The following is a 23,609-nucleotide window of genomic DNA, read 5'->3' as shown; positions in this document are numbered from 1 at the left end:
ATGGGATTGGTTAAAGCTGTTCGTCAGCGACACCGACGCAACGCCTCAAGGTCGCTTGACATTTGGGCATCTGCTTTAACTTGACACCAATGGAATAGCTATGACACACAATAAAGCTCATGTTGTCACCATGACAAACAGATAATGCACTGATGACAACTAATTATTACATTTATTGTCTTGTTTACGCCGTCGTTTTCTTGCCCATATCTCTCGGAGGTGGGCAGGTTCATTTTCAAATTGAATCCACAGAGCATGAATTTCCGCTAATCGCCGTTTGTCAGATTCTGAAGGTTCCCTACGATGCTCACCTTGGGAAAACCAATGCGCTACCGTGCTTTTAGAACGACCACACAATTCGGCAAGTTCTTCGTAGTTGACTGCCCAATGTTTTAGGAACTCTTCAGGCTCCATTTTGATAGCAACCTTAGCTTTGTAAACCTCAAACAGCTCCCAGTGTCTTCTAGTGGGCGTTTTGGCTGCAATCATAGCGACTAATTGAATAATGCACGGATGACAACATATAAGGTTATCATACCGGAAATAAGCGATCGCACATTTACCCAATACAAACGCAGAACTGCGATCGCATTTTGTCCACTTACTCTCTGTTGCTGAAGGTCTGTAAGCTTCTTTTATTAACTGCAACTCTGAACCCATGAGCGTGAACAGCGATTCTAAAAACCCCTCTGCTTGTCGCCCTGGTAAATGAAACATTGACTGAATCGTTCCCATTGTGGCGTTCCCGCTTCGGGTTGCCGAAGGCATCGCCGTATCAGAGTAATAATTCGATGCTCCCTTTTTTCCTGTTTTCTGTTGGTTGTGCCACTACTCGATTACTTCTTCATTCACCCAGAAAGTTATACTGCCTCGTTGCTTTAGTGCTGCATCATAGGCGTTTCAATTCTTAACTTTGTACTGGGCTTTCGTTTTCATTGTTGAGCTAGGCGGTGGCAATAGGTAAAATTTACCATTTTGCCTATTCACGCAACAACGCCAATCCAATGGCATAGTTTTGTGGATAAGAACGGTGCTTATTAGGGCTGGTTTGAGTAGTGCGGTGAATTCTCAACCAGCCTTGTCAAAATAATTCGTAATTGCAATCAGTGGTAACTTGAACTCTCCATTAAAAAATTAGTGGGGGCTTGCTTGTACCCGTTCTTTAATTACGAATTACGTTAGCGAAGCGGGGCGTAGCCCATTACGAATTACGAATTGGTTTAACTACCAGCTATCGTAAATCCCTGTTTTTCAAACACAGTTTTGGCTTGGTTGCCCGATAAAAATTGCACAAAATCCTTAGCGGCATCGACATTTTTACTGCTTTTGAGAACTGCGATCGGATAGACGACGGGAGAATGGGTTTTTTCAGATGCAGTTGCTACAATTTTGACTTTTGGCGTACTTTTGGCATCTGAGAGGTAGACAATCCCAGCATCAGCATTGCCTGATTCTACGTAATTGAGAGCTTGACGAACGTCTTTGGCATAGACGGCTTTGCTTTTAATTTGGTCAAGAATTTTTAATGAAGTTAAGACTTGTTGGGCGTATTGTCCAGCGGGGACACTTTTAGGTTCGCCGAGAGCAATTTTCTTAATGCGTGGTGAAGTTAAGTCTTTGAAATCAGCCACAGTTGTGGAATTTTGCGGTACTATCAACACCAATTGATTTTTCAACAAGTTTTTGCGAGTCCCATCAACTAACAAACCTTTTTGTTGTAAAGCATCTATCTGTTTAGTTGCGGCTGAGATAAAAACGTCAACTCCTGCACCCTGTTCAATCTGTTGTTGCAAAGCGCCCGATGAACCAAAGTTGTAGCTTAGAGTAACATTTGGCTTTTCCTTACTGTAGAGAGGTTTGATTTCGTCCATTGCATCTCTGAGGCTAGCAGCTGCTGATATCGTCAAATTTGCTGTTTGGGCTGCTGGGCTAGGAGTTGAGGATGAGTTAGATGTAGTCGTTTGACTACAGCCGACAATTAGTAAAAATGAGATAAATACCCAACTGACAAAAGTCAGCATTCGTTTATTATTCATTTGCAGTCTCTCAAGCATTTTTTCTTAATTAATTCATAATTTACCAATCTAGCGGACTAGTAACCAAAAAAACTGGTAAAAAATCACAGATTACCACCTAGAACTGACTGTTATCAATAACTGTGCCGATACTAACTAAAATTTTGCCAGCTTTTTACCAACTTATATGGTAAAAATCTGAAAATCTGGTAATAATAATGCATCGGGTGTTTTTTAATACCAACTATTTTAGTAATCAAGTTGGTCTAATAGTATTTGAGGTGTGAGGTTAATGTCTGGTTTTTTACATAATTCATTGTTGATTGCTCCAATTTTATTAGCAGTTAGTCTGATCAATGCTCAAGATGCATCAGCTATTCCAACAGATACACAGACTACTCAGTTACAGGCAAAAGAAGGTGTGGTTGCTCAAACAGATAATCAAGCGGTTTTGACTGCACCTATCGGCGTTACTTCATCTGACCAGATCCAGCAGTTCAACGATCGCAGCAGCAAAAATCCGAACTCAGTTATGAGTCAGGTTACTTCAGTCTCTCAACTGTCTGATGTGCAACCAAATGATTGGGCATTCCAGGCTTTACAATCTTTAGTTGAGCGCTACGGTTGTATAGCTGGATATCCTAATGGCAGCTTCCAAGGAAATCGGGCAATGACTCGTTATGAGTTTGCCGCAGGTCTTAACGCTTGTCTGAATCGAGTTAATGAATTGATTGCTACTAGTACAGCAGAGTTAGTCACAAAAGAAGACTTAGAAACCTTGCGAAAATTGCAAGAAGAATTCGCTGATGGACTAGTTGAAATACGGGGACGGATAGATGGGTTGGAAGCTCGGAATGCAAACCTGGAAAATCAACAATTTTCAACTACTACCAAGTTAAATGCAGAAATAATTTTCTCTGTTGGGAGTGTGTTTGGTGGGGATAGAGCGCTAGATTCCGATCGCTGGAGAAGAATTGAAGCAGCTCCTGCGGGTACAGCTAGAGAGGCTGCAAGAGCTAACGAGTATACAGCATCGGGTGGACGAAGGCTTCAGGACAATGCGATTTTCAGCGATCGCATCCGCTTGAATCTAATTAGTAGTTTCACTGGCAAAGACCAGTTGTTTACCCGTTTAGAAGCGAATAACACCACAGCCTTTAGTGGGGCAGTCACAGGCACAAACATGACCCGTGTATCGTGGGACGGGAACAACGACAACACGATTGTACTGGGCAAATTATATTATCGCTTCCCGGTAGGTGACAAAATCAATGTCATTGTTGATGCTATTGGTGGGGAATTCTACGATAACTTCAATACTGTTAACCCTTTGCTTTCTTCAACTCCGATTGGATCTCTTTCGCGGTTTGGTCGATTCTCCCCTATTTACCGCGCCAGTAATACGGGTTCTGCTAGTAATACAGGTTCAGGGGTCAGCGCCATCTTTAAATTGAGCGACGCAATTACTTTATCTGGGGGTTATCTTGCTAGAAGAGCTAACGATCCTAGTGCTGGTGCAGGGCTATTTGATGGTAGTTATGGTGCTTTAGCTCAATTAGCATTCCAGCCCAACCAAAACTTAACTTTTGCTTTGAGCTATGCACACTCTTACTTTACTGGTAGTAATAATGATGTTTCCGTTTCAGGGGCTTATGGTAGCGCTTTCGCTAATACCCCATTTGGTGCTGGTGTTGCCACTTCAGCCAATCATTATGGGATAGAAACCAGCTATCGTTTTAACCCCCAATTTGTAGTTTCTGGTTGGGTTGGGTATAGTCAAGCGATCGCAGAGATTACTTCTGGTGTAAATGTTAATAGAGGTGATAAGGCAGATATCTGGAACTGGGCGGTCACTTTAGCTCTCCCTGATTTAGGCAAAAAGGGTAACTTGGGAGGTTTAATCTTTGGTCAACCACCCAAGGTGACGAGTAATGACTTTGGCCCTGCTGTTCTTACTGCTACTAGTAATCTTCGTGAAGATAGCGATACATCTTTCCATTTAGAAGGACTATATCGCTACCAAGTGAATAACAATATCTCAATTACACCAGGCTTGATTGTGATATTTAACCCAGAACAGAACAGTAATAATGACACTATCTACACAGGAGTTGTTCGTACTACATTCCGATTCTAGATATTTTGCATTAAAAGGACGGCAGTCGTTACAATAGAGAGACAGTGCGCTAGGTGGCTTTGCCAACTTGTTAATAGAATGCCTCCCCAAATTGTGGAGACTGTCGTTGCAGAAGGAAATACAAATTTTTATCCAAATATTGTTTTAAAATGTAGCAAGATCCCGTACCACTTCCCTACGGGACGCTACGCGTTGGGGGAGCTTTCGCTTTAGCGATACGTGGAAGGAAGCTACGCATAGCGTTTCCGACAGCAGAAGGATACCCGATAAAATTGAAGTGCGAAGACCTCGAAAAAGATGAACTAGCACCGAAAAATTCTTTTATGCGTGTCGAATAGCAGTCTGATAAATGCTTGATTGAATTAACTACTTCATATTACTTTTATTACCAAATAAGTTGGTTAAAAAAGATGTAAGTACCAAATTATTTAGTAAATTCTTCGCGTATATTTTCTATATCAATGGATAGTAAAAAATCATATATTTTCTATCTCTAGCTATACAGATTAATTTAATTACTTGTTATTCTCTATGTATAAAGAAAAAAACAGTAAGGGGTCATCAAATGCAAGTTAGCGCTCGTAATGCTCTCAAAGGAACTGTAAAAAACATAGTCGTTGGCTCTGTAAATACTGAAGTAACGATAGAAGTAGCACCAGGGGTAGAGGTGACTGCAATTATTACCAAATCATCAGCAGATAATCTCAAACTTACTGAAGGTAAAGAAGTCCACGCCATAATTAAATCATCAGACGTAATGATTGCCGTAGGCTAAAGTAATTTGTTAAGATTCTATGTAAAGGGGGGCAGTTGATTGCCCTCCTGTAAAATGATGTCTATGACAGGCTACGCCTACGGGTAGGTAATTCGTTACTACAACTTTAACTTTCCCATCAATAATATGTAGATAAGCTAAACCAAAGCTATTTAGTCTATTAGCCACATCACCAAATGTCTGCATAGGATTGCGATCGCACGCTTTCGATGTCCCAAGATAGTGATAAACTAGCATACTGGTAATTTTTCCAAGTATTCTTTGAGAATCACCAAGTCGTATCGCGCACTATCAAGGGGGATAAATATCAACCCAAAGGCAGCAGTTATAGATGCCGTACTGATTCTTGCATCAGCCCTGACTGTATACCCCACTAGAAAGCAATAATATCTAAAAGACCCCAAAGCAAAGCTTTGGGGTTTATTTTATTGAACATTCAACCCAGGACAAAGAGCAGGGATGATTGAATAAAGGACTATCACGACATTTATTTCCGCAGAGGGAGCAGCACCACATTCGCGACGCCGAATAGCCCGTCGTAGACATCGCTATATTTGTACATAGCTCCCTTAATGATGCCTGGAATTAATACCAATTTTACAGGTAAATGCTTAGAAAAGTGTATAGACAACTACAATATTTGTTACCAACTAAGTGATAAATTTTACGACTGATAAAGAGATAAAAAGCGATGAACTTAACGCCCAGGGAGTTAGAACGTTATCACCGCCAAATGATGCTTCCCAATTTTGGAGAAGCAGCACAAAAACGCTTGAAGTCTGCAACGGTTTTGGTTACAGGTGTAGGGGGATTAGGCGGTACATCAGCGCTTTATTTGGCAGTAGCAGGTGTTGGGCGGCTAATTCTAGTTCGGGGTGGTGACTTACGCCTGGATGATATGAATCGTCAGGTTCTCATGACAAATGATTGGGTAGGTAAGCCAAGAGTATTCAAAGCCAGAGAAACTCTGCAAGCTATTAATCCTGATATTCAGGTAGAAGCAGTTCATGATTACGTTACAAAAGAGAATGTAGACTCTTTAGTGCAATCTGCTGATATAGCTGTTGATTGCGCCCACAATTTCCCAGAGCGAAACTTGCTCAACCAAGCTAAGCTTGCGTGCGCTGGCAAAAACCAATGGTGGAAGCTGCAATGGATGGAATGGAAGCTTACCTGACGACCATTATTCCTGGTGTTACTCCTTGTCTATCATGCTTGTTTCCAGAAAAGCCGGATTGGGATCGGCGTGGGTTCGCGGTTCTCGGTGCTGTTTCTGGGACACTAGCTTGTCTTAGCGCATTAGAGGTAATAAAGCTGATTACTAAGTTTAGTGAACCCCTATTATCACAACTATTGACAATCGACTTGATGCGAATGGAATTTACCAAACGACATTCTTATCACGATCCTTCTTGTCTGGTGTGTGGTAGCCGTTCTTGCTCGGAAAATTCGCAAGCAACATCTTTATAAAGAACCGAATCTACTTGTCGATAACATTTTTACACTTATCTATGTGACTAATGCATGGGATTTAAAAAACCTATTGACTCAATAGGGATTCCAGGAGATAAATCAAAAAGTGTATCTTGGATTACATTTTTCCCAATCGGATTGGTATAGGATTTAATACCAGATAAGTTGGTATTAAACCACAAGCAAGATATTTTACTAACCACAACTTAAGTGCCAGTCGAATGCACTAACTTCAGGTAAAACCCATAGATGGTGAGGCATTAGAAGAATGGGTAATCTTAGAGACAGCCCGAAAAACTCTTCTGAAATACCAACCTTCTTGATTCCCAGTTTGTGATTCTGCACTTTCCCAAAGTTCTGAAACCATTGAAAATAAATCAATTGTACAAAAAATGAAAAAGCCTATTGGTCAGCCTAAAAAACCGGAACTCAGATCCCGTGTAGACGCACTCCTAGACTCCATGATTGTGACGTTCTATAAAGAAGTTCCGTTTTCTCAACATATGTTGAACGGATCGCAAATCAACATGGATTATTACAAGCGTCACAACATTGAAACTATTCTTCGCCTACGGCTAAAACGTACAGTAGATGCACTAGCTATCCGATACTTCACTAAGCATGACCCAGTTCAAGCCAAAGCATGGGCGAAATACACTGAGGAGGAGATGCTTCACGACACCGAGTTCTTCGTCAGGGATCTTGAGGCGGTAGGCGTATCGAAGGATGCGATTTACTCACAACAGCCAATGCTCTCGACAAAACTGCTTATGGGATATCTGCTGTTTGACATTGAATACAAAGATAGTCCAATGGCTCTGATCTCAAGCGTTTACTTTGTCGAATATACAACTGTAAAGACCCAGCCGCAATGGTTAGACAATTTGGCGAAGATTCTGGGCAAAGACAAAATTATCGGAGCCAGAGGACATGTGAACCTCGATCTCAAAGATGACCATGACGATTTTGTCTGGGATGTCCTTGTATCTTTAATCAAGACTCCTGAGGATGAGGAGAAAGTCCTCGAACACATACGTAATGTCGGTCGTCTTTACGTTGCATACTTTATGGAACTCCATCAGGAGTTGATCGTAGGTCAAACTGACGATCAAATCCTTGGGAAATCCCTTGATATGAGTGTGCTGGCACAGGTGTCCTGATCTATGCAACACTTTGTTGCAGAAAATTTAACGATGATTCTTGTGTAGTTTGAGGCAAGTATCTCCTCTCTCTAACTCTAATATCAAGTCCGGTCGAATACTTATCATTAGGACTGACGCGAGAATAATGCTCATTCAATCATCCTGCAAATATGCAACTTTTGCAAAAAAACTGGCTTGATTCGCGGTTATTTGACCGTTATATCTTTCACTACGCCACTCCAAAACAACTTATTCAACCAGCAATAAAGGAATGGATTGTGCAGGGATTGACCCAAGCAATGCCAACCTTAAAGATTGAACAGTATTTTGAGGCGAAGCGAAACTGGTTTGAAGAATGTGATTACTTAATTGTTGCAGTCGAGGCGATATCGAATGACCTAATCGCTTTATTGGCATCCAGTTGGGTAGAAACAGACTCATTACCCTTTCTGCACATCAAAATACAGATGATTGCAGAGCGTTATCAGAAAACACATCTGCTCAAACATATGTGGGGATTTCACCTTTACAAGGTGAGTCAAGGACATTTTGGATTCCCATCAATCGTTGCTCTAAAAACCTGTCATCCTGCTGTTTTCTCGGCAATGCGGGTGTTCTCACGCTTTGATGGTGTTCAATTGTATCCTCGGATTGAGGGTGAAATGCCAGAGCCAGAGATGAACGAGATAGCCTGTCTGATTGCAAAGAGTATTTGTCCCGATCTGGAGTTTTGTTTGCATACTGGCGTGATTAAAAATGCTAGTGTACCGATAGATTTTTATCCCTCGCTACCAACAACAAAGAAAGCTGACGTAGGACACTATTTCCAAAACAATCTGACTCCAGCAGATCGGCTGCTTTGCATTCTTCACATATCAACAGACTTAGCAAAACATCGCATATTACAGTCGTTGGACAAGAAACTATAACCGTTGTTAAAAAAAAGGGGGGATTTATGGAACTTATTACCATTAGACCTGGTTCTTACCGACAGTTTGGTTCGTCAGAGGATTGTATTTTTTACTTGGTGACTAACACGGATATTGTCGATCGATTCTTGATTGAGAAAAGTGGTGCTTATACAGACTATCGAACAGTTACTTATGACCGAGAAGGGTCATTTGAAACAATACTACAAAACGAAATCCCGGAAAAATCGCATATTTTTGTAGTTTCACCAAACTGTTTCTTCCGTTCTCCCAATCCAGAAGTACTGGGGGACAAGCGCAAGCTGATCGCGATGGCTTCCAATTCCACACCAACACCATTAGAAGCTGTCAAGCACTTTCTTGGTGTCATAGAACGAACCGATCCGTATGCTCAGGCGGAATTTGCTGACCGTTTCTTTGAGTTAGGACAAAAAAGCGATCGCTTAGAAATTGTAGATGAAGAGTACGGCACTCGCGCAATCTTCGACCATCTTAACGACAAATACGAATGGCATTTGCAGGCTGGGCCTCTAGAGTGGGGCGAACAACAAATCGCGCCATCAGGAGAAATTAGTGTCTTACCTGCCGATATTTGGGAGTTTAATCCCAATCTTTACCTTGCAATCAATGGTGAGATTGCATTTCGAGGACTACCGATTCTACATAGTGGTGAACCGTCTTTCTTACGAGAGGATCAAACACGCATTTTCAATCAGCTGCGACATATAAAGCATCACGCGCTGATTGCCAAGGTAGAGCAAGGTGTTGTAACGGATTTGCATCCCACTCACCCAGATGTAGAACCAGCAGCAGAGATGCTTAAAGCAATGGGTGCTGTTGATTCCCGGTATTTGACTATTTGGGAGTTAGGCTTTGCGATCAATACCTCACTCGACTTGCTTTGGGGTAATTATGCTATGAACGAAGTTTACGGTGGCACTAGTGGAGCGCTGCACTTTGGGCTTGGTCTAACACCTTATACACAGTACCATCTCGATTTGATTTGTCCTGGTATTCGGGTATATGGAAAGGATAAAAAGCTACTTCTCGGTACTCCAGAACTCACTAGCGCTGTTACTAGATGAGCCAAATTACTAATTCGTAATTCGTAATTAAAAGGCTGCAAAGCCAACACGTTCATCACAAATTTAGCGATCAACAAGACAGCGGAGGGTTCAGCAGCCCCACTGATAGCGCAGCGTAAAGCCTTCTCTACGAGAGGCTGCGCCAACGGCATGGCTTCGCTTAGAGCGAGTCCGCGAGCGTCTTGCAACTACAAATTACGTTAGCGTTGCGATAGCGAGTCCGCGTACTCCTGCAAAGAAGCAAGCTAGTAAGAGCGTCTCATAGAGAGCGGCATTCTATGTTGTCTAGATTTTGGGGAGGGTAACTATGATTGACCTCACAGGAAAAGTAGTACTAATTACAGGAGCGGCTCGTGGTATAGGCGAGGCATCGGCACGCGCTGTTGTGGCTGCGGGTGGTTATGTAGTAGCCAACGATGTACTTGCAGAACAACTTGATGTTTTACAAGCTGATTTAGGCTCTGAGCGCTGTCACGTAGTTGTTTGCGATCTCGCAGATGTCACGGCTGTCCCATATCTATGGGAGCGTGCAACTGACTGGCGAGATGGCATTGATGTACTTGTAAACAATGCAGGAGTGTATGAAAAAGCACTTATTGAGGGTGATTTTGAGGACTGGCATACCTCTTGGATACGTACACTCAATATTAACCTAGTTGCTCCGGCATCCCTATGTCGTGAGGCTATCCATCACTTTAAACAGCAAGGTGGTGGAAAGATTATTAACATTGCCAGCAGAGCAGGATTCCGGGGTGACTTACCTGACTATACGCACTACGCAGCATCGAAAGGAGGAATGCTTGCTCTGTCTCGTACAATTGCTCGTGGATTTGCCGATAAGAATATCCTAGTTTATGCGATCGCTCCCGGATTTGTCCGTACAGAACTCAACGCCGAGTACTTCGATAGCTATGGTGAGTCAGCTGCTATCTCCCAAACACCACTGGGAGAAATGGCAATGCCACAGGATATTGCTAACGTCGTAATTTTTCTAGCATCAGATTTGGCACGTCATGTGACAGGCGCTACCATTGATGTCAACGGAGCAAGTTACGTCCGTTGAGTGTCGCAGGCTCCTGACAGCAAGTATAGGGGTGAAAGTTAGATGGATAGTCAACACTTTCCGCTTCGAGGCGGATGTCACTGTGGCAATCTCAAACTTATATTTAACAGCACACAGACTCCAAACCGATTAGCTGTCCGGACGTGCGCTTGTTCCTTCTGTCGGAAACACGGCACACGTAGTACCTCAGATCGCAATGGAGACTTGCAAATTCAGATTATCAATCCTGAGCAAGTCATTCGTTATCGCTTTGGTATGCACACAGCCGACTTCCTAATTTGCGGTTGCTGCGGCGTTTATGTTGCCGCTCTCATGCAGAATGAAACACAGCAGTCCTTTGCCACCATCAATGTCAATGTCCTAGATTGCGCTCAGTTAGTCTCTCAAGATTCAGTAACTGTGGACTACGATGGAGAGACTATGCGATCGCGACAACAACGACGTTTACGAGCTTGGACACCAGTTGTTTCGATTGAAGAACAGAATTCTTAATCCTAATTAGTTTATCTAAATCAGAGGTATCAATGTTTTTAGACTTGGACTTGCTCTTACACACACCTTTATTCAAGTCTTAGTGCAGTATATACCGCACAGATAATTGATGAGCATTGGTTTGTAATGCGGACTTTCAGTTTGTTCAGCTACGTTATTAATCAAAATAGGATGAATACCGCTGTAGCGAGCAGTAGCTGTTATATATCTGCATTAGCTCAAAAAAATTCTTTGAATAAGAGGAAAAGGCAAAAAGTTGCTAATTTTTTGTCTTTTTTAAAATAAGTAATTGGTAAGATAAATGAAGTTTTTAACTAGTTAATCAAAACACAACAAATATTTTATTCATTGCTTAGACGATATAACACAGTGTATTAATGATTCTTTTACTGTGTAAAAATCGTTCTAATTTTGTTGTCAAAATATAATTTATATGTCTTCAAAAGTTTTAAAAAACATTTTTTAAAAGCTTGTATTTTTCAAAAAATAGTTGTATTGTCTACTTAGCTTGTACAAGCAAGAAAACATTAACAATAATGGAGAAATAACCATGAAGAAAGTAAACAAGAATGGTCGTTACCTTGGCACATTGTTAGGTTAATCTTTTTGGATTAGCTAACTACTGCTCAATTTGTATTTCCGGGTTTTTAAATAGCCCTCAACAACAAACAAACAAACAAACAAACGTTCACCAAAATGGAGAAACAACCATGAAGAAAGTAAACAAGAACGGTCGTTACCTTGGCACATTGTTAGGCTAATCTTTTTTGATTAAGCCAGTTAGCATTTAAGTTGCATTTGCAAGAGGTTTTTAAATAAACCTCAAGAATTTGGAATATTTAATAAATCTGAGTTCTACAAGATGTAATTTAATTGGATAACAGCCTAATAAATAGGAGGGGGAAATCCCCCCTATTTATTCAATTAACATTTTTTTATAGCAAAAAAAATTGTAGATGATGAAATAATAAGTTTTCAGAATCAATCGACGTTAATATACACTTGTTAATTTGAGTGCAGATATAGTAATAAACACGAAACATAGTATTTTAGATTGTTTTTAAGAAAATTCTCTAAAGAATCAACATTTTCTATTTACGGATATTATCAAGATGGAAACTATACTCATTCGTCCACAATGCCTTCGTCAATTTGGAGCTAGCGAAGATAGTCATTTCTGCCTTGTTACCAACTCCTCTTTAGTAAACCAGTTTCAAATTGTAGAAGATAGCGGCTATACTTCTACAAAAATTGTGCCTTACGATGCAAAGCGATCGTTTGAAGAGTTGTTAGACGAGAGTATTCCTGAGCCAGCCCATGTTCTTGTGATTTCTCCCCAATACTTCTTTGAGTCTCCTGCACCCGAAAAGCTGGGACAGCGCAAACTAGTTGTCATGCCTTGCAATTCCACACCAACGCCATTATTAGCGATTCAGCATTTTTTGGGAATTATGGAGCGCACCGATCCGGAAAAACTAGAAGCCTTTGCCGATCGCTTCTTCGATTTGGGAAGGAATAGTGAGTATCTGGAAATTATCAACGAGGCTCAAGGTACTAAAGCAATCTTTGAACACCTAGATGAGAGCTATGAGTGGAACCAACAAGCAGGATTTATCGAATGGGGAGAGCAGCAAATTGCCCCAGCAGGGGAACTCAGCGCCCTACCTGATGACATCATGCGATTTAACGCCAACCTCAGACTAGCAGTCAACGGCGAGATTGCATTGCAAGGTCAGCCTACAGTCCACTCAGGAGCAGTTTCCTTTTTACCTGAAGACCAAACGCGAATTTATAAAGGGCTTGAGTGTATGCGCGATCGCGCAGTCATTGCTACCGTTAACAACGGTTTGATTACAGAGTTACGGGCATCTCATCCAGAAGCTCAACCAGCAGTTGATATGCTCAATAATATGTTCATGTTAGATTCCCGTTACCGAATTATTTGGGAAATGGGATTTGGCATTAATACCGCTCACGAACTTCTACCTGGGAATTTCGGTATGAACGAAACTTATGGCGGCAGTAACGGGGTGTTCCATTTAGGAATCGGTTTGACACCTTATACTCAGTATGCTCTGATCCTCATCTGCCCAGATACCCAAGTACTGGGTCGGAATGGAGAGGCACTTGTTGGCAAGGCAGCAACGCTTTCAACAACAAGGTAATGCACTGGATGGAATTTAAATGTGCAAATATGTTTGCGCTTCTGTCGAACTAATGGTACTACTACCCATAAAACTCTTTTATGAATCAAGAGTTTGGTTTATTAATTGACGGCAACTGGTGTAATGGCAGCGATCGTCGCTTTGGGGAATTAATCAATCCAGCTAACGAACAGGTAATAGGACGGGTAGCTTATGCAAGTCAAACCGATCTTGACCGAGCACTTGCTGCTGCCAAAAAAAGTTTTCTAACCTGGCGTGACACACCAGTAAGGACTCGTGTGAAGATACTAGATCGAGCAGCGACATTACTCTACGATCGTATTGATACTGCCGCCCTCTTGCTTACCTGCGAACAAGGTAAGCCAGTAAGCGAATCCCGCCAAGAATTTATCCGAGCAGCCGAAACCATTGCTTGGAACGCCAAAGAAGCAGAACGAATTTTGGAGTACCGTAATTTTCCTGTGACAGACTATCACAGGTTGATCGTACCTGAACCAATTGGTGTTGTCGCTGCCTTTACACCGTGGAACTATCCGGCGGTTGTTTCTGCCCGAAAAATAGCACCTGCACTTGCTGCTGGCTGCACAATAATTCTCAAGGCTGCGGAAGAAACACCAAGTTCAGCTGTAGCGATCGCAATGGCATTGATTGATGCTGGATTGCCACCTGGCGTAATCAATTTAGTTTTTGGCGATCCACCAGCGATTTCTAAACATCTTCTTGCTTCGCCAATTATCAGGAAGCTTTCTTTCACTGGTTCGACAGTAGTCGGCAAACAACTGGCAAAGCTAGCCACAGATAATCTAGTACGTTGTACCCTAGAACTTGGCGGTCATGCACCAGCGATCGTCTTTGCAGATGCAGATGTTGATGCTGCTGCTGAAGCGATCGCTGCTTACAAGTTTAAAGGCTCTGGTCAAAGTTGCAATGCACCTAGCCGAATTTATGTGCATGAAACTCTCTATGAACCATTCCTCAAACGGTTCGCAGAACTCGTACAAAATATTCGAGTCGGTGACGGTATGGACGAGAACACTGATATGGGGCCAATGGCAAACCCCCGTCGCATAGCAGCAATGGAACACTTAGTTGCTGATGCAGTAGCTAAAGGCGGGTGTGTGGCAACTGGAGGAAAAAGGCTGCCAAGACCAGGATATTTCTTTTTGCCTACAGTACTTACTGAAGTTCCAGACGATGCAGCCATTATGAATGAGGAACCATTCGGGCCAATTATCCCCATCGCACCTTTTGCCGACTTCGATCGAGCAATTCATCAAGCAAATAGTAATCCTTATGGACTTGCAGCTTACGTATTTACTAGTTCGCCTGTAGTAGCAGAGGCTGCCGCTAGGGCTTTAGAAGTAGGTAATGTCGGCATCAATCAACTGAGTGGAGTGCCTCCTAATGCACCAGTGGGAGGTATTAAAGACAGTGGCTATGGATATGAAGGCGGAACCGAAGGACTCGAAGCTTTTCTTAACCTCAAGTTGCTCAGTCAAAAGGTTTTATCTTAACTTTAATAAACTTGTTTACCAAACAAAACTGAGGATAAGTATAGCTACCTATGTCAACAAAACCAACTATTAATTCCAAAATTCGTTTAGCCACTCATAATGATGTTCCTAGCATAATCAATATTATGCGTGAGGTTTATATTGAGCATGGTCTTGTATTTGAAGTTTCTCAAGAAATTCCAGATATTTTAGATTTTGAGGAAAAATACAATCAAAAATCTGCTGCTTTCTTTGTTCTATTAGTGCAAGAAGAAATTATTGGGACTGTAGGTGTAAAAATAATCAAATCTTCAGAAGCAGAAATTGTCAGGCTTTATCTTAAACGGAATTTTCGAGGTCTTGGTTTAGGCTACCAATTACTTAAAACTGCGGTTGACTGGGCACAATTACAGGGAAAAACTCATATAGAGCTATGGTCTTTTACTCAATTTACCCAGGGTCATCGTCTCTATAATCAATTTGGCTTTACCCAACTTGATACACGCCAAATGAATGATGTTAATCAAACTCAAATGTACGGCTTCGCATTTTCAATCTAAATACTCTAAATGATTTTTGATTAATCATACGAAACATTAAATATTTTTGACATAATGAGAGGATAGTGATATGAAAAGCAATTATATTATTTCTGGAGGTCAAAAGGGTAAAGATCGTCTGAAAGTACTAGCAGAAGTTGTGCAACAAACTACACAAAATCTTTTAAAAAACGTTGGAATTGGCGAAGGAATGCACTGTCTAGATGTGGGATGTGGAGGTGGTGATGTAACTATAGAGATAGCTAAATTAATAGGAGAAAAAGGTAAAGTCATTGGCATAGATATGGATAGTAGTATTATCCAGTTGGTTCAAGAAGAATTAGAGCAAGAATTTACTAATGTTGAATTTAGAGCATTAAATGCTTTTGATATTGATGAAGAATCAGAATACGATCTGACCTATTCCCGGTTTTTACTAGCACATTTAACAAATCCCGGAATAGTGACTACAAAAATGTATCATGCTTTAAAGCCTGGAGGAGTTGCTATAGTTGAAGAAACAGACTTTTCTGGATATTACTGTTATCCAGAATCCCAAGCTTTTGCAAGATATCTTGAACTACACCGCCAGGTAATTGACCGAAGAGGTGGAAATGTTGATCTGGGAGCGAAAATTCCTAAAATTTTGAGAGAGTCAGGGTTTAAAAATGTTCAAGTTAATTTAGTACAACCAATATTTACAAAACTTTCAGAAAAAATAATTCCCCAAATAACGCTGCTCAATATTAAAGAAGCAATTATTTCCGAAAAACTTGCTTCATCAAAAGAGATAGATTCTCTTTTAGCAGAGCTAGGTCAATTTATTGAAAAGCCAGAAAGTATCATAGTCTTTGCTAGATTATTCCAGGTTTGGGGGTACAAGTAAAAGTTGAATATTTTTAATCTTATTTCAAGATGAAAAAGGAAAAATTTTCTACTGGGACTATTGAACTGACTGTTGCTATGCTTGTATCAGGAACAGTTGGTGTATTTTTTAAGGAATCGCATCAAGCAATTTTTAATGTTGTATTTTATCGCTGTATATTCGGAGCAATTTTCTTAAGTTTATTTTGCTATTTTAAAGGATATTTTAAGCAACACAATTTAACCTTACGACTACTAACACTGGCTCTACTTAGTGGTGTATCGCTGATTTTAAATTGGACATTAATTTTCAAATCTTTCTCGCTAATCTCAATCGCACTAGGGACAACAGTCTTTCATACTCAGCCTTTTTTTGTGGTTATATTAGGTAGCTTAATATTTAAGACTACTATTTCCAAAAACAAAATTGGCTGGATTGCGATCGCATTTTTAGGGTTAGTGCTGGTTACTAAACTGCGGTTCACTATGGTGTCCTTCCACAGTTCTTATATTGTCGGTATATTATTTGCTCTACTCGCAGCTATCTTTTATGCTCTAACTACGCTTCTTGTCAAATGTCTTGAGGGTGTGCGCCCCCACCTCATCGTCCTGATTCATTTGACACTGGGAATATTTTTGGTTCTACCTTTCACGTCTCTTGAAAAAGTTCCTCTTTTTGGCAACCACTGGTACTACTTACTGGGGTTAGGTGTAATTCACACTGGTATCGTATACATCCTCATGTATTCATCCTACCAAAAGCTCACGACATCAGCGATCGCAGTTCTTACTTTTGCTAATCCAGCTAGTGCAATGCTTAGTGATTACGTCATCTACGGGCATATCCTAGAGCCAATACAGGGAGTCGGTGTTGCACTCATCGTACTTGCTAGCCTTGCAGTGAACTTAAACTGGTCATTATTACCAACTAACCTGGCTTCAAAGATGTGAGCTAATCAAGAACTGTGGATATTGAACCTAAAATCTTATCCACTACAAAGTTTTTATGGAGAAAGCCCATGCCAATTGTTCAGAAAAATCCTAGCATCGCGATTGTCGGAGCGACAGGTATCGTCGGTACTACTTTCTTATCGCTGTTTGAGGAGCGCTCTTTTAAGTATTCAAACTTACATTTAGTCGCTTCATCGCGCTCAGTCGGTCGTTGCTTAACTCAAGGCGGACGCGATTATGAAGTTTGCGATTTGGCGGACTTTGATTTTACAGGTGTTGACATTGCCTTCTTTGCTGCTGGAACGCCCATTAGTCGTGAGTGGGTAGGAAAGGCAGTAGAGCAAGGCGCAATTGTGATTGACAACACCAATGCGTTTCGGATGAACCCCGATACACCACTTGTTGTTCCGCAGGTAAACCGCCATCTTTTAGTAGAGCGGCCCAAGAGCGGAATCATCGCCAATCCCAACTGCTCAACAATTCCGTTGGTACGCCTTTTACAGCCGATTGAAGAAAGTTACCGCGTAAAGCAGGTGATTGTCAGTACATATCAATCTGCTTCTGGTCGAGGTGTCACGGGTATTGAGGAACTCAAAAATGGTTGTTTACAAATCATCAAAACTCCACTAGAACCACCAAAAGCAGAGCGCTTTCCTCTGCCTTTGGCCTTCAATCTGATTCCCAGCATTGATGTGCTTCTTGATAACCACTTCACACTGGAGGAGCAAAAAATGCTTCAGGAGTCGCAGAAGATACTCAACCGTCCTGACTTGAAGGTTTCTGCAACTTGCGTCCGAGTGCCAGTTATTAACTGCCACTCAGAAGCAGTCTATTTTGAATGCGATCGCGACTTAGATCGCAATCATATCGTTGAATTGCTCCGTCATGCTCCAGAAGTGACAGTTTATGACGGTGAAGGTATGCAAGGTTATCCGACACCACAAACCATAGATAATCCCAATTATATCCATGTTGGTCGAATCAGAATTGACCCTAATAATCCCAAAGCTGGATGGTTTTGGCTAGTTTCTGACAATCTTCGGATTGGTGCAGCTTTGAACGCAATCCAAATCGCTGAGGAGATGATCCAAAGGCAGGTGATTTAAAATGCAAATCCGCGTCCTCAAGTTCGGTGGGTCAACCTTTCAATGTAGTACTGATTTCAACACCATTGCAGCATTTCTCAAATCTCGGCTTGAACAAGATAGCGACAAGCTTGTAGTAGTTGTTAGTGCAATGGCTGGTTTGACGGATGAGTTTCATAAACTTGCTTTGGAAGTCAACATAAATCCATCACCCGAAGCCCTTGACTCACTTGTGCCACTTGCTGACACTATTGGGGCAAATCTGCTTCGTTTAGCAGTCGAAGCAACAGGTATTTCTGCAAAAGTACTGTCTGGCTATCAACTAGGTATTATTACAGACTCTAACTTTTCCTATGCTTCGATCCAAAAAATTGATGGAGCAGTTTTAAAACAAGCACTTACAGAAGTTGATATTGTAGTAGTTCCTGGTGGTCAAGCAGTTGATAGCCATAATCGTCCCACATTTCTTGGTAGAAATAGTTCTGACTTTACTGCTGTGACACTAGCAACGACGCTTGAACTTGAAAGTTGCGAAATTTTTTCTGATGTCAATGGCATTTACAGCGCCGATCCGAATCTCATCCAAAACACTAGACTTCTTGAGGCTGTATCTTTTGACACTGCAATCAACTTTTCACTCAGTGGAGCAAAAGTCTTGCACTATAAATCACTACAAGTTGCCAAAGATAAAGGAGTGCAAATCGTGTGTCGGCATAATCGGGATGATTATCACATTGGGACAGTAATTGGTGATGGCAAGACATCAAAGGCGACCATACTCGATCCTCGATCGATTGTCCTAGAGTTTGCGTCAAAACGAGATTTTGAAATAGCAAGACTTAAGCTACAACTAGCGAATATTCCTGTTATTTTACTCGAAGACCAAAAAATGCCAATGCTTGTAGTTACTTGCGGTTTTTTTGATGCTGTCAAGTTCTTAGCTGAGTCTGGTATTGACGCACATCGCCGAGATTCTCTGCTAATTAGTGAATTTAATGGTAATAGCTTAGTACTAAGGCATATTGTCAGTACTAGTGAGGCGATCGCATTATGCCAAACAATCCACGATCGCTTGTATAAGCATAACGAAAGTCCAAAACCGTCACAATCAAATGTGAATTAAATGGATGATATTTCCTCTTGGTTTTCTCAAGACTACGCGCAAGCTCAAGAACGTTTCCGAAAAACAACGCATTTGTTAGAACACGGAGCTATAGAGGTCAGTGATGGTCTGACTATCGACTGGGCTTGGTCAGGAAACCCCCAATCTCCTCACGTCCTTGTCTTTAGTAGCGGACTCCACGGCATTGAGGGATTTGCTGGTAGTGCTGCTCAACTTTATTTGCTGTCTCTTAACCCTGAAATCTCTACGCTTTGGCTTCATGTACTCAACCCTTGGGGAATGGCAAATCTGCGACGCGTGGATAGCCAAAACGTAGACCTGAATCGCAACTTTCTCGCCGAGTCAAAGGAGTACCAAGGCGTACATCCGACTTATAGTCTCCTTGACCCTCTGCTGAATCCACCCTCGCCACCGACAAGGGATTTCTTTTTATTGCAAGTCATGGGAGCAGTGCTTCAACATGGCTACGAGAACGTGAAAAATGCTGTGGTGACTGGGCAATATGAGTATCCTCAAGGTTTGTTCTTTGGTGGTAAATCGTTACAGCCTGCGTTGTCTCGACTATTATTATTTCTCGACAAGACACTGAGTCACCGAGAGAGAATTGTACATGTTGACTTTCACAGTGGTCTTGGCAAGTTTGGCGAACTATCTTTGCTACTTGAAGGAGAGTCTAATCCAGAGCAAGTTGCACGAGCGCACCGTGCGTTTGGCTCTAGGTTGAAAAGCCGTTACGATCGCAAAGGTGGCTACCTTGTCCGTGGTGGCTTTACTCACGCTCTGGCACAACGCCTTCAGGGTGTCCGCTACGATGGAATTACGTGTGAGTTTGGAACTTATAATATGCTCTGTGTTCTAGCTGCGTTACGCAACGAGAATCGACTGTATCACAATGCACAGAGAAGCTTCTTTGTTCCCTCAAAAGCGCGATTGCTTGAGGTCTTTTCACCTTCCAATTTAACATGGCGTAGTCAAGTGTTATTACATGCAATAACAGTTTATAAACAAGCCTGTGTAATGTTAAATGATTAGGGTGCGGCTATTTTAAAAAGACGGTATCCTGAACAAGAATAAATTAAGAGGTGCTTGTCGAATAAAGGTATTGAACAAATTATCTGGTTTAAAGACAAGCACCAGAAATAGCCAGAGTCAAGGGATAGCCATGAAGTATGCAAGCATCAACCGTAAATGAAGACGTATTTTTCTGTGCTTTGAATGATAATTTTGGAAAAATTATGAACCATAAATCGAGCAAGAGTTAAAGTATCTAATAGCTCGAATATGAATTCGTTGAGGATAAACTCAAGTGCTATTAGATTTTGTAATACTTTATTTTCTCAGCCTAGTGCTCTTTTACTTTAGCTATTTACTTGTGACAAATACTCGTTTTTTCTTAAGTGCAAAAACTAAGCCCATTGCAAGGATACTTCCACCTATAGTATTAGGTTCAGGAATAGAAGTAGAGGGGGCGCTAAATCCATATTTCGCCAGTACTTTTTGTCCTTTTGATGAAATAATGTAATTAGCTAATTTTTGACCATCTGGACTGGCATGATTTAATACTGTTAAACCATAATCAGCTTTAACTGCTAAGTTTTGTGGTAATTCGACCAGCTTCAGACTTGTTGAATCAGATGGAACTTGTAGTGCTAACAAAGCGCTAGTATAATATGCCAGATTGACATCTACTGGCTCAGGACTTTCTTCCAAAGAATAATATATACTACCACCTGAATCATTCCTGTTTTGTGGTATTACCTGTGGCATTAGCCCTGAATTACCCAGATTCTCTATTTTGTTTGGTGAGAAAAAAGCAGTGTTTTTATTTAACTTTTGAAAACTTCCTGGTTTGATTCGATCGGCTTTTTTATATACGACCTGTGCATAGTATCCCAAAGGATCGGTGTCAGGTGGTGTACCTATCCGAAGATTAGGTAACTGTTCCAAAAAGTTACTGGATGTCAAAGACGAATCATATCTAGTGACAGCAACTAAACGATTGCTAGCGAACTTTACCACTGGTCCACCCAAACCTTTCTCATATACTTCGAGTGGTTTATCAGTATCAGCACTGGCAAAAATATCAGGTTTTTCCCCTCCTTGTATTATGCGATCGCGCTGGATATCAGAATGATTGAAACTCGTTTCTACAGGAATCCCATTTTCCTTAGTGAAATCATCAGCTACTTCAGAAAGACCTGCTCTTAAACTGCCAGCACCAAATAAAACAACTGAAGAAGGTTCTGTTTGAGGCGAGGTTCCAATGCTAGCAGCAAAAGTTTTGTTGCTGACAATTATGTTAAAAATGCAGCTAGTTAGTGAAGCCGCTAGTAAGTATTTTTTCATGTTTATACAGCTTTGGGTTCAGTACTATTTTTTGGTAGCTTATTTAACAGTTTGTTCTGCCAATTTTTTCTTGAGTGCTAAACCCATAGCCGCAGCTAGTAATAGTCCCCAAACATAGTTGGGTTCGGGTACTGATTTCGTGAGGCTAATAAAGCCATACTTATGCAAAATTTGCTGTCCTTTGTCTGACAAAATATAATCTGCTAGTTTCTGTGCATTCTGGTCAGCATTTTTGATAACTGTTAAACCGAATGGCGCTGCAACAGACAAATAATCTGGTAGCCCAACTACTTGCAGGCTCGGATCAATTTTTTGCGATGCGATCGCGCCAGTGTAGTAACTTAAGAAAACATCTGCTTGCTGAGTTTTGTCAAGAAAATATACTAAGCTGTCCTGTCCTGATGGGACTATTGGGGAATTCGTTCCACCTGTTAATTGCAAGGCTTTACTATTGAGGGTATCAAAACTACCAGGGTTTTTTGAATTAGCTTGAGCAAATATCTGTTGAGTGTAGTCTCCAAGAGGATCTAATATAGGTGTTGCAATTCCCAACTTGATGTTGGGATTTAGTAAGTAATCTAACACCTGATTTGGTGTAATTTTTGCCTGAGAATACTTTGAGGAAAACACGGCTACAATCTGGTTTTGAGTAAATTCCACTGGCTGACTGCTCAACCCCTTAATGTAGAGTTTTTGGGGATTTCCAATATCTGCACTAGCAAAGACATCAGCAGTAGGCTGTCCCAGTTGGAGTTCTGTTTCTATTGCTTGCTCTCTAATCCCCGATGGCCCAAATACTGTATTCGTTCCTATTCCTGTTTCTTGGGTGAAGTCTTGGCTGACTTCCGTTAGTGCATTTCTTAAACTACCTGCTCCATATAAGTTGAGATTAGCTGCAAAAGCTTGATTTGGTATCAGAACACTAAAGGCACAAGCTGCCAAAGAACCTGTCAAAAAATATTTTTTCATCTGTTCGCTAAAATCTTCAAGTTTTTAGGTATTTTATCCTCAAGATTTACATTACCAACTTAGTTGGGAAGATGTCAATTACTTTATATAGACAAATGTTGACTTTGTTACTTACAATCCTCGGTTAAGAAAGTTATCAGTTGAGGCAAGCAGTTATTGAGCAGTTATTGAGAAAGAATTATTGCTCAATAACTCTTTTTCCTTCCCTGCCTCAACAGCTTATCCAAACCGTATTGGGCTTTGTTAATTATTGAAGATATGGTAGGCGTAAAACAAGTTTTACGCCAGTCATACTCAGACGCAATGGGTATCATGCGGGTAAAACGCATAAAACATTTCTCCGTTTACTATTGAATATTGAAAAAACTAGATTGTTTTGCTGAAAGCTATTTGCTTACCAAAAATTAGTATCGTTATCGCCAAAATTGAGCAATTTGACAATAGATTCTGTTAGATAAAAATCAAAACGGTTCTATCGTTAAACTTTCAACTCCTTACCAAACGCTACTAAATAGCTAGTTTTTAATATGAGTTATTAAAAACTAATAAATCCTGATGCCAAAGTTAGTCGCAAACCTCTTGTTAGATTTGCGTTTTTCCAAATGGATAAGTGTATCTGTGTAATCTAATGAAGATAATACCAACTTATTGAGTGCAATACCAACTAATATAGTAATCAAACACAAATAAAATTAATTTTTATTTCTTTTTAAAATAGTTCAGCTTAATATTGTATGGAAACTAAGCTATCGTTATTTACCTTATAAATAGGTAACTATCAAGCTAATAAACTCTTTATAAGTGAGACTCACCTGTAAATTGGAAAACTGTCCGAGTTATGGGGAAGAGTTGTAGTTGTCCCGACACTATAGACATCTCCAAAATAGTATTATTCTGTGATAAAAGAAGATTAAAGAGTTATTTTTACACAGAAGCATGAGCAATATACTGAATTACATTGAA

At 40.8% G+C, this 23,609-nt stretch carries 19 protein-coding genes and 3 pseudogenes; 16 read left to right on the top strand and 6 right to left on the bottom strand.

The genetic code is table 11. The features are described 5' to 3' along the window. Nucleotides 1–159: 159 nt before the first annotated feature. Together V7K45_RS05275 and modA (V7K45_RS05270) are read right to left on the bottom strand one after the other, a co-directional pair. A pseudogene (locus V7K45_RS05275) lies at nt 160–816 on the bottom strand (transposase); the annotation flags it as partial. A 404-nt stretch (nt 817–1,220) separates the two neighbouring features. Beyond that, complete coding sequence (modA, locus tag V7K45_RS05270) at nt 1,221–2,036, bottom strand: molybdate ABC transporter substrate-binding protein (protein ID WP_335001082.1); 816 nt, start codon at nt 2,034–2,036, stop codon at nt 1,221–1,223. Between the two features lie 271 nt (nt 2,037–2,307). On the opposite strand from modA (V7K45_RS05270), the gene V7K45_RS05265 reads away from it, so the two are divergent. Continuing rightward, nucleotides 2,308–4,152 carry an iron uptake porin gene (locus tag V7K45_RS05265; protein ID WP_335001080.1) on the top strand — a complete coding sequence of 615 codons (1,845 nt, stop codon included), beginning with the start codon at nt 2,308–2,310 and terminating at the stop codon, nt 4,150–4,152. Nucleotides 4,153–4,717: 565 nt separating this feature from the next. Further along, complete coding sequence (locus V7K45_RS05260; RefSeq protein WP_099100701.1) at nt 4,718–4,927, top strand: TOBE domain-containing protein; 210 nt, start codon at nt 4,718–4,720, stop codon at nt 4,925–4,927. Nucleotides 4,928–4,936: 9 nt separating this feature from the next. Here V7K45_RS05260 and V7K45_RS05255 read toward each other — a convergent pair whose 3' ends face one another. Further along, nucleotides 4,937–5,164 carry a hypothetical protein gene (locus V7K45_RS05255; RefSeq protein WP_335001078.1) on the bottom strand — a complete coding sequence of 76 codons (228 nt, stop codon included), beginning with the start codon at nt 5,162–5,164 and terminating at the stop codon, nt 4,937–4,939. Continuing rightward, a pseudogene (locus V7K45_RS05250) lies at nt 5,164–5,283 on the bottom strand (substrate-binding domain-containing protein); the annotation flags it as partial. The gene V7K45_RS05255 and the pseudogene V7K45_RS05250, both read right to left, overlap by 1 nt. Nucleotides 5,284–5,618: 335 nt before the next feature. Here V7K45_RS05250 and V7K45_RS05245 point away from each other — a divergent pair. The 14 genes and pseudogenes from V7K45_RS05245 to V7K45_RS05180 all read left to right on the top strand — a co-directional run bounded on the left by V7K45_RS05245 (nt 5,619) and on the right by V7K45_RS05180 (nt 20,363). After that, a pseudogene (locus V7K45_RS05245) lies at nt 5,619–6,397 on the top strand (HesA/MoeB/ThiF family protein). A gap of 395 nt (nt 6,398–6,792) precedes the next feature. Continuing rightward, entirely contained in the window at nt 6,793–7,560 is a 768-nt protein-coding gene (locus tag V7K45_RS05240) for a hypothetical protein (protein WP_335001076.1), read from the top strand. Between the two features lie 152 nt (nt 7,561–7,712). Continuing rightward, on the top strand, nt 7,713–8,471 hold the full coding sequence (locus V7K45_RS05235; protein ID WP_335001074.1) for a hypothetical protein: 759 nt from the start codon (nt 7,713–7,715) through the stop codon (nt 8,469–8,471). A gap of 26 nt (nt 8,472–8,497) precedes the next feature. After that, nucleotides 8,498–9,556, top strand: coding sequence for a hypothetical protein (locus tag V7K45_RS05230; protein WP_335001072.1), 1,059 nt, complete (start codon nt 8,498–8,500; stop codon nt 9,554–9,556). 307 nt (nt 9,557–9,863) lie between these two features. Next, nucleotides 9,864–10,619 carry an SDR family NAD(P)-dependent oxidoreductase gene (locus tag V7K45_RS05225; protein ID WP_099101788.1) on the top strand — a complete coding sequence of 252 codons (756 nt, stop codon included), beginning with the start codon at nt 9,864–9,866 and terminating at the stop codon, nt 10,617–10,619. 42 nt (nt 10,620–10,661) lie between these two features. Then, complete coding sequence (locus V7K45_RS05220) at nt 10,662–11,111, top strand: hypothetical protein (RefSeq protein ID WP_335001070.1); 450 nt, start codon at nt 10,662–10,664, stop codon at nt 11,109–11,111. A gap of 1,112 nt (nt 11,112–12,223) precedes the next feature. Next, nucleotides 12,224–13,276, top strand: coding sequence for a hypothetical protein (locus V7K45_RS05215; protein ID WP_335001068.1), 1,053 nt, complete (start codon nt 12,224–12,226; stop codon nt 13,274–13,276). An 80-nt stretch (nt 13,277–13,356) separates the two neighbouring features. Continuing rightward, entirely contained in the window at nt 13,357–14,790 is a 1,434-nt protein-coding gene (locus V7K45_RS05210; RefSeq protein ID WP_335001066.1) for an NAD-dependent succinate-semialdehyde dehydrogenase, read from the top strand. A 50-nt stretch (nt 14,791–14,840) separates the two neighbouring features. Continuing rightward, the gene (locus V7K45_RS05205; protein ID WP_335001064.1) at nt 14,841–15,329 is read left to right on the top strand and encodes a GNAT family N-acetyltransferase; all 489 of its coding nucleotides are present in this window, start codon (nt 14,841–14,843) and stop codon (nt 15,327–15,329) included. A 70-nt stretch (nt 15,330–15,399) separates the two neighbouring features. After that, entirely contained in the window at nt 15,400–16,194 is a 795-nt protein-coding gene (locus tag V7K45_RS05200; RefSeq protein ID WP_335001062.1) for a methyltransferase domain-containing protein, read from the top strand. A 29-nt stretch (nt 16,195–16,223) separates the two neighbouring features. Then, entirely contained in the window at nt 16,224–17,123 is a 900-nt protein-coding gene (locus V7K45_RS05195) for a DMT family transporter (RefSeq protein WP_335001060.1), read from the top strand. A gap of 68 nt (nt 17,124–17,191) precedes the next feature. Then, nucleotides 17,192–18,229, top strand: a complete 1,038-nt coding sequence (locus V7K45_RS05190; protein WP_335001058.1) for an aspartate-semialdehyde dehydrogenase — start codon at nt 17,192–17,194, stop codon at nt 18,227–18,229. A 1-nt stretch (nt 18,230) separates the two neighbouring features. After that, nucleotides 18,231–19,331, top strand: coding sequence for an amino acid kinase family protein (locus tag V7K45_RS05185; protein ID WP_335001057.1), 1,101 nt, complete (start codon nt 18,231–18,233; stop codon nt 19,329–19,331). Further along, nucleotides 19,332–20,363, top strand: coding sequence for a M14 family metallopeptidase (locus V7K45_RS05180; RefSeq protein WP_335001055.1), 1,032 nt, complete (start codon nt 19,332–19,334; stop codon nt 20,361–20,363). Nucleotides 20,364–20,693: 330 nt separating this feature from the next. Here the strand turns inward: V7K45_RS05180 and V7K45_RS05175 are convergent, their stop codons facing one another. Continuing rightward, nucleotides 20,694–21,677: a substrate-binding domain-containing protein gene (locus tag V7K45_RS05175; protein WP_335001053.1), complete on the bottom strand. Its 984-nt coding sequence runs from the start codon at nt 21,675–21,677 to the stop codon at nt 20,694–20,696. A gap of 39 nt (nt 21,678–21,716) precedes the next feature. Next, nucleotides 21,717–22,646 (bottom strand): molybdate ABC transporter substrate-binding protein, encoded by a 930-nt coding sequence (modA, locus tag V7K45_RS05170; RefSeq protein WP_335001051.1) that lies wholly within the window; start codon nt 22,644–22,646, stop codon nt 21,717–21,719. Nucleotides 22,647–23,609: the final 963 nt, after the last annotated feature.

Source organism: Nostoc sp. (assembly GCF_036917375.1).
Taxonomy (GTDB): Bacteria; Cyanobacteriota; Cyanobacteriia; order Cyanobacteriales; family Nostocaceae; genus Nostoc.
Note: the sequence above shows the minus strand (reverse complement) of the source record. Positions and strands in the feature narration are given on the sequence as shown.

Bases quoted from the DNA above. Each gene is read 5' to 3' on its own strand.
- modA (WP_335001082.1), bottom strand. From the start codon at position 2,036: ATGAATAATAAACGAATGCTGACTTTTGTCAGTTGGGTATTTATCTCA.
- V7K45_RS05265 (WP_335001080.1), top strand. From the start codon at position 2,308: ATGTCTGGTTTTTTACATAATTCATTGTTGATTGCTCCAATTTTATTA.
- V7K45_RS05260 (WP_099100701.1), top strand. From the start codon at position 4,718: ATGCAAGTTAGCGCTCGTAATGCTCTCAAAGGAACTGTAAAAAACATA.
- V7K45_RS05255 (WP_335001078.1), bottom strand. From the start codon at position 5,164: ATGCTAGTTTATCACTATCTTGGGACATCGAAAGCGTGCGATCGCAAT.
- V7K45_RS05240 (WP_335001076.1), top strand. From the start codon at position 6,793: ATGAAAAAGCCTATTGGTCAGCCTAAAAAACCGGAACTCAGATCCCGT.
- V7K45_RS05235 (WP_335001074.1), top strand. From the start codon at position 7,713: ATGCAACTTTTGCAAAAAAACTGGCTTGATTCGCGGTTATTTGACCGT.
- V7K45_RS05230 (WP_335001072.1), top strand. From the start codon at position 8,498: ATGGAACTTATTACCATTAGACCTGGTTCTTACCGACAGTTTGGTTCG.
- V7K45_RS05225 (WP_099101788.1), top strand. From the start codon at position 9,864: ATGATTGACCTCACAGGAAAAGTAGTACTAATTACAGGAGCGGCTCGT.
- V7K45_RS05220 (WP_335001070.1), top strand. From the start codon at position 10,662: ATGGATAGTCAACACTTTCCGCTTCGAGGCGGATGTCACTGTGGCAAT.
- V7K45_RS05215 (WP_335001068.1), top strand. From the start codon at position 12,224: ATGGAAACTATACTCATTCGTCCACAATGCCTTCGTCAATTTGGAGCT.
- V7K45_RS05210 (WP_335001066.1), top strand. From the start codon at position 13,357: ATGAATCAAGAGTTTGGTTTATTAATTGACGGCAACTGGTGTAATGGC.
- V7K45_RS05205 (WP_335001064.1), top strand. From the start codon at position 14,841: ATGTCAACAAAACCAACTATTAATTCCAAAATTCGTTTAGCCACTCAT.
- V7K45_RS05200 (WP_335001062.1), top strand. From the start codon at position 15,400: ATGAAAAGCAATTATATTATTTCTGGAGGTCAAAAGGGTAAAGATCGT.
- V7K45_RS05195 (WP_335001060.1), top strand. From the start codon at position 16,224: ATGAAAAAGGAAAAATTTTCTACTGGGACTATTGAACTGACTGTTGCT.
- V7K45_RS05190 (WP_335001058.1), top strand. From the start codon at position 17,192: ATGCCAATTGTTCAGAAAAATCCTAGCATCGCGATTGTCGGAGCGACA.
- V7K45_RS05185 (WP_335001057.1), top strand. From the start codon at position 18,231: ATGCAAATCCGCGTCCTCAAGTTCGGTGGGTCAACCTTTCAATGTAGT.
- V7K45_RS05180 (WP_335001055.1), top strand. From the start codon at position 19,332: ATGGATGATATTTCCTCTTGGTTTTCTCAAGACTACGCGCAAGCTCAA.
- V7K45_RS05175 (WP_335001053.1), bottom strand. From the start codon at position 21,677: ATGAAAAAATACTTACTAGCGGCTTCACTAACTAGCTGCATTTTTAAC.
- modA (WP_335001051.1), bottom strand. From the start codon at position 22,646: ATGAAAAAATATTTTTTGACAGGTTCTTTGGCAGCTTGTGCCTTTAGT.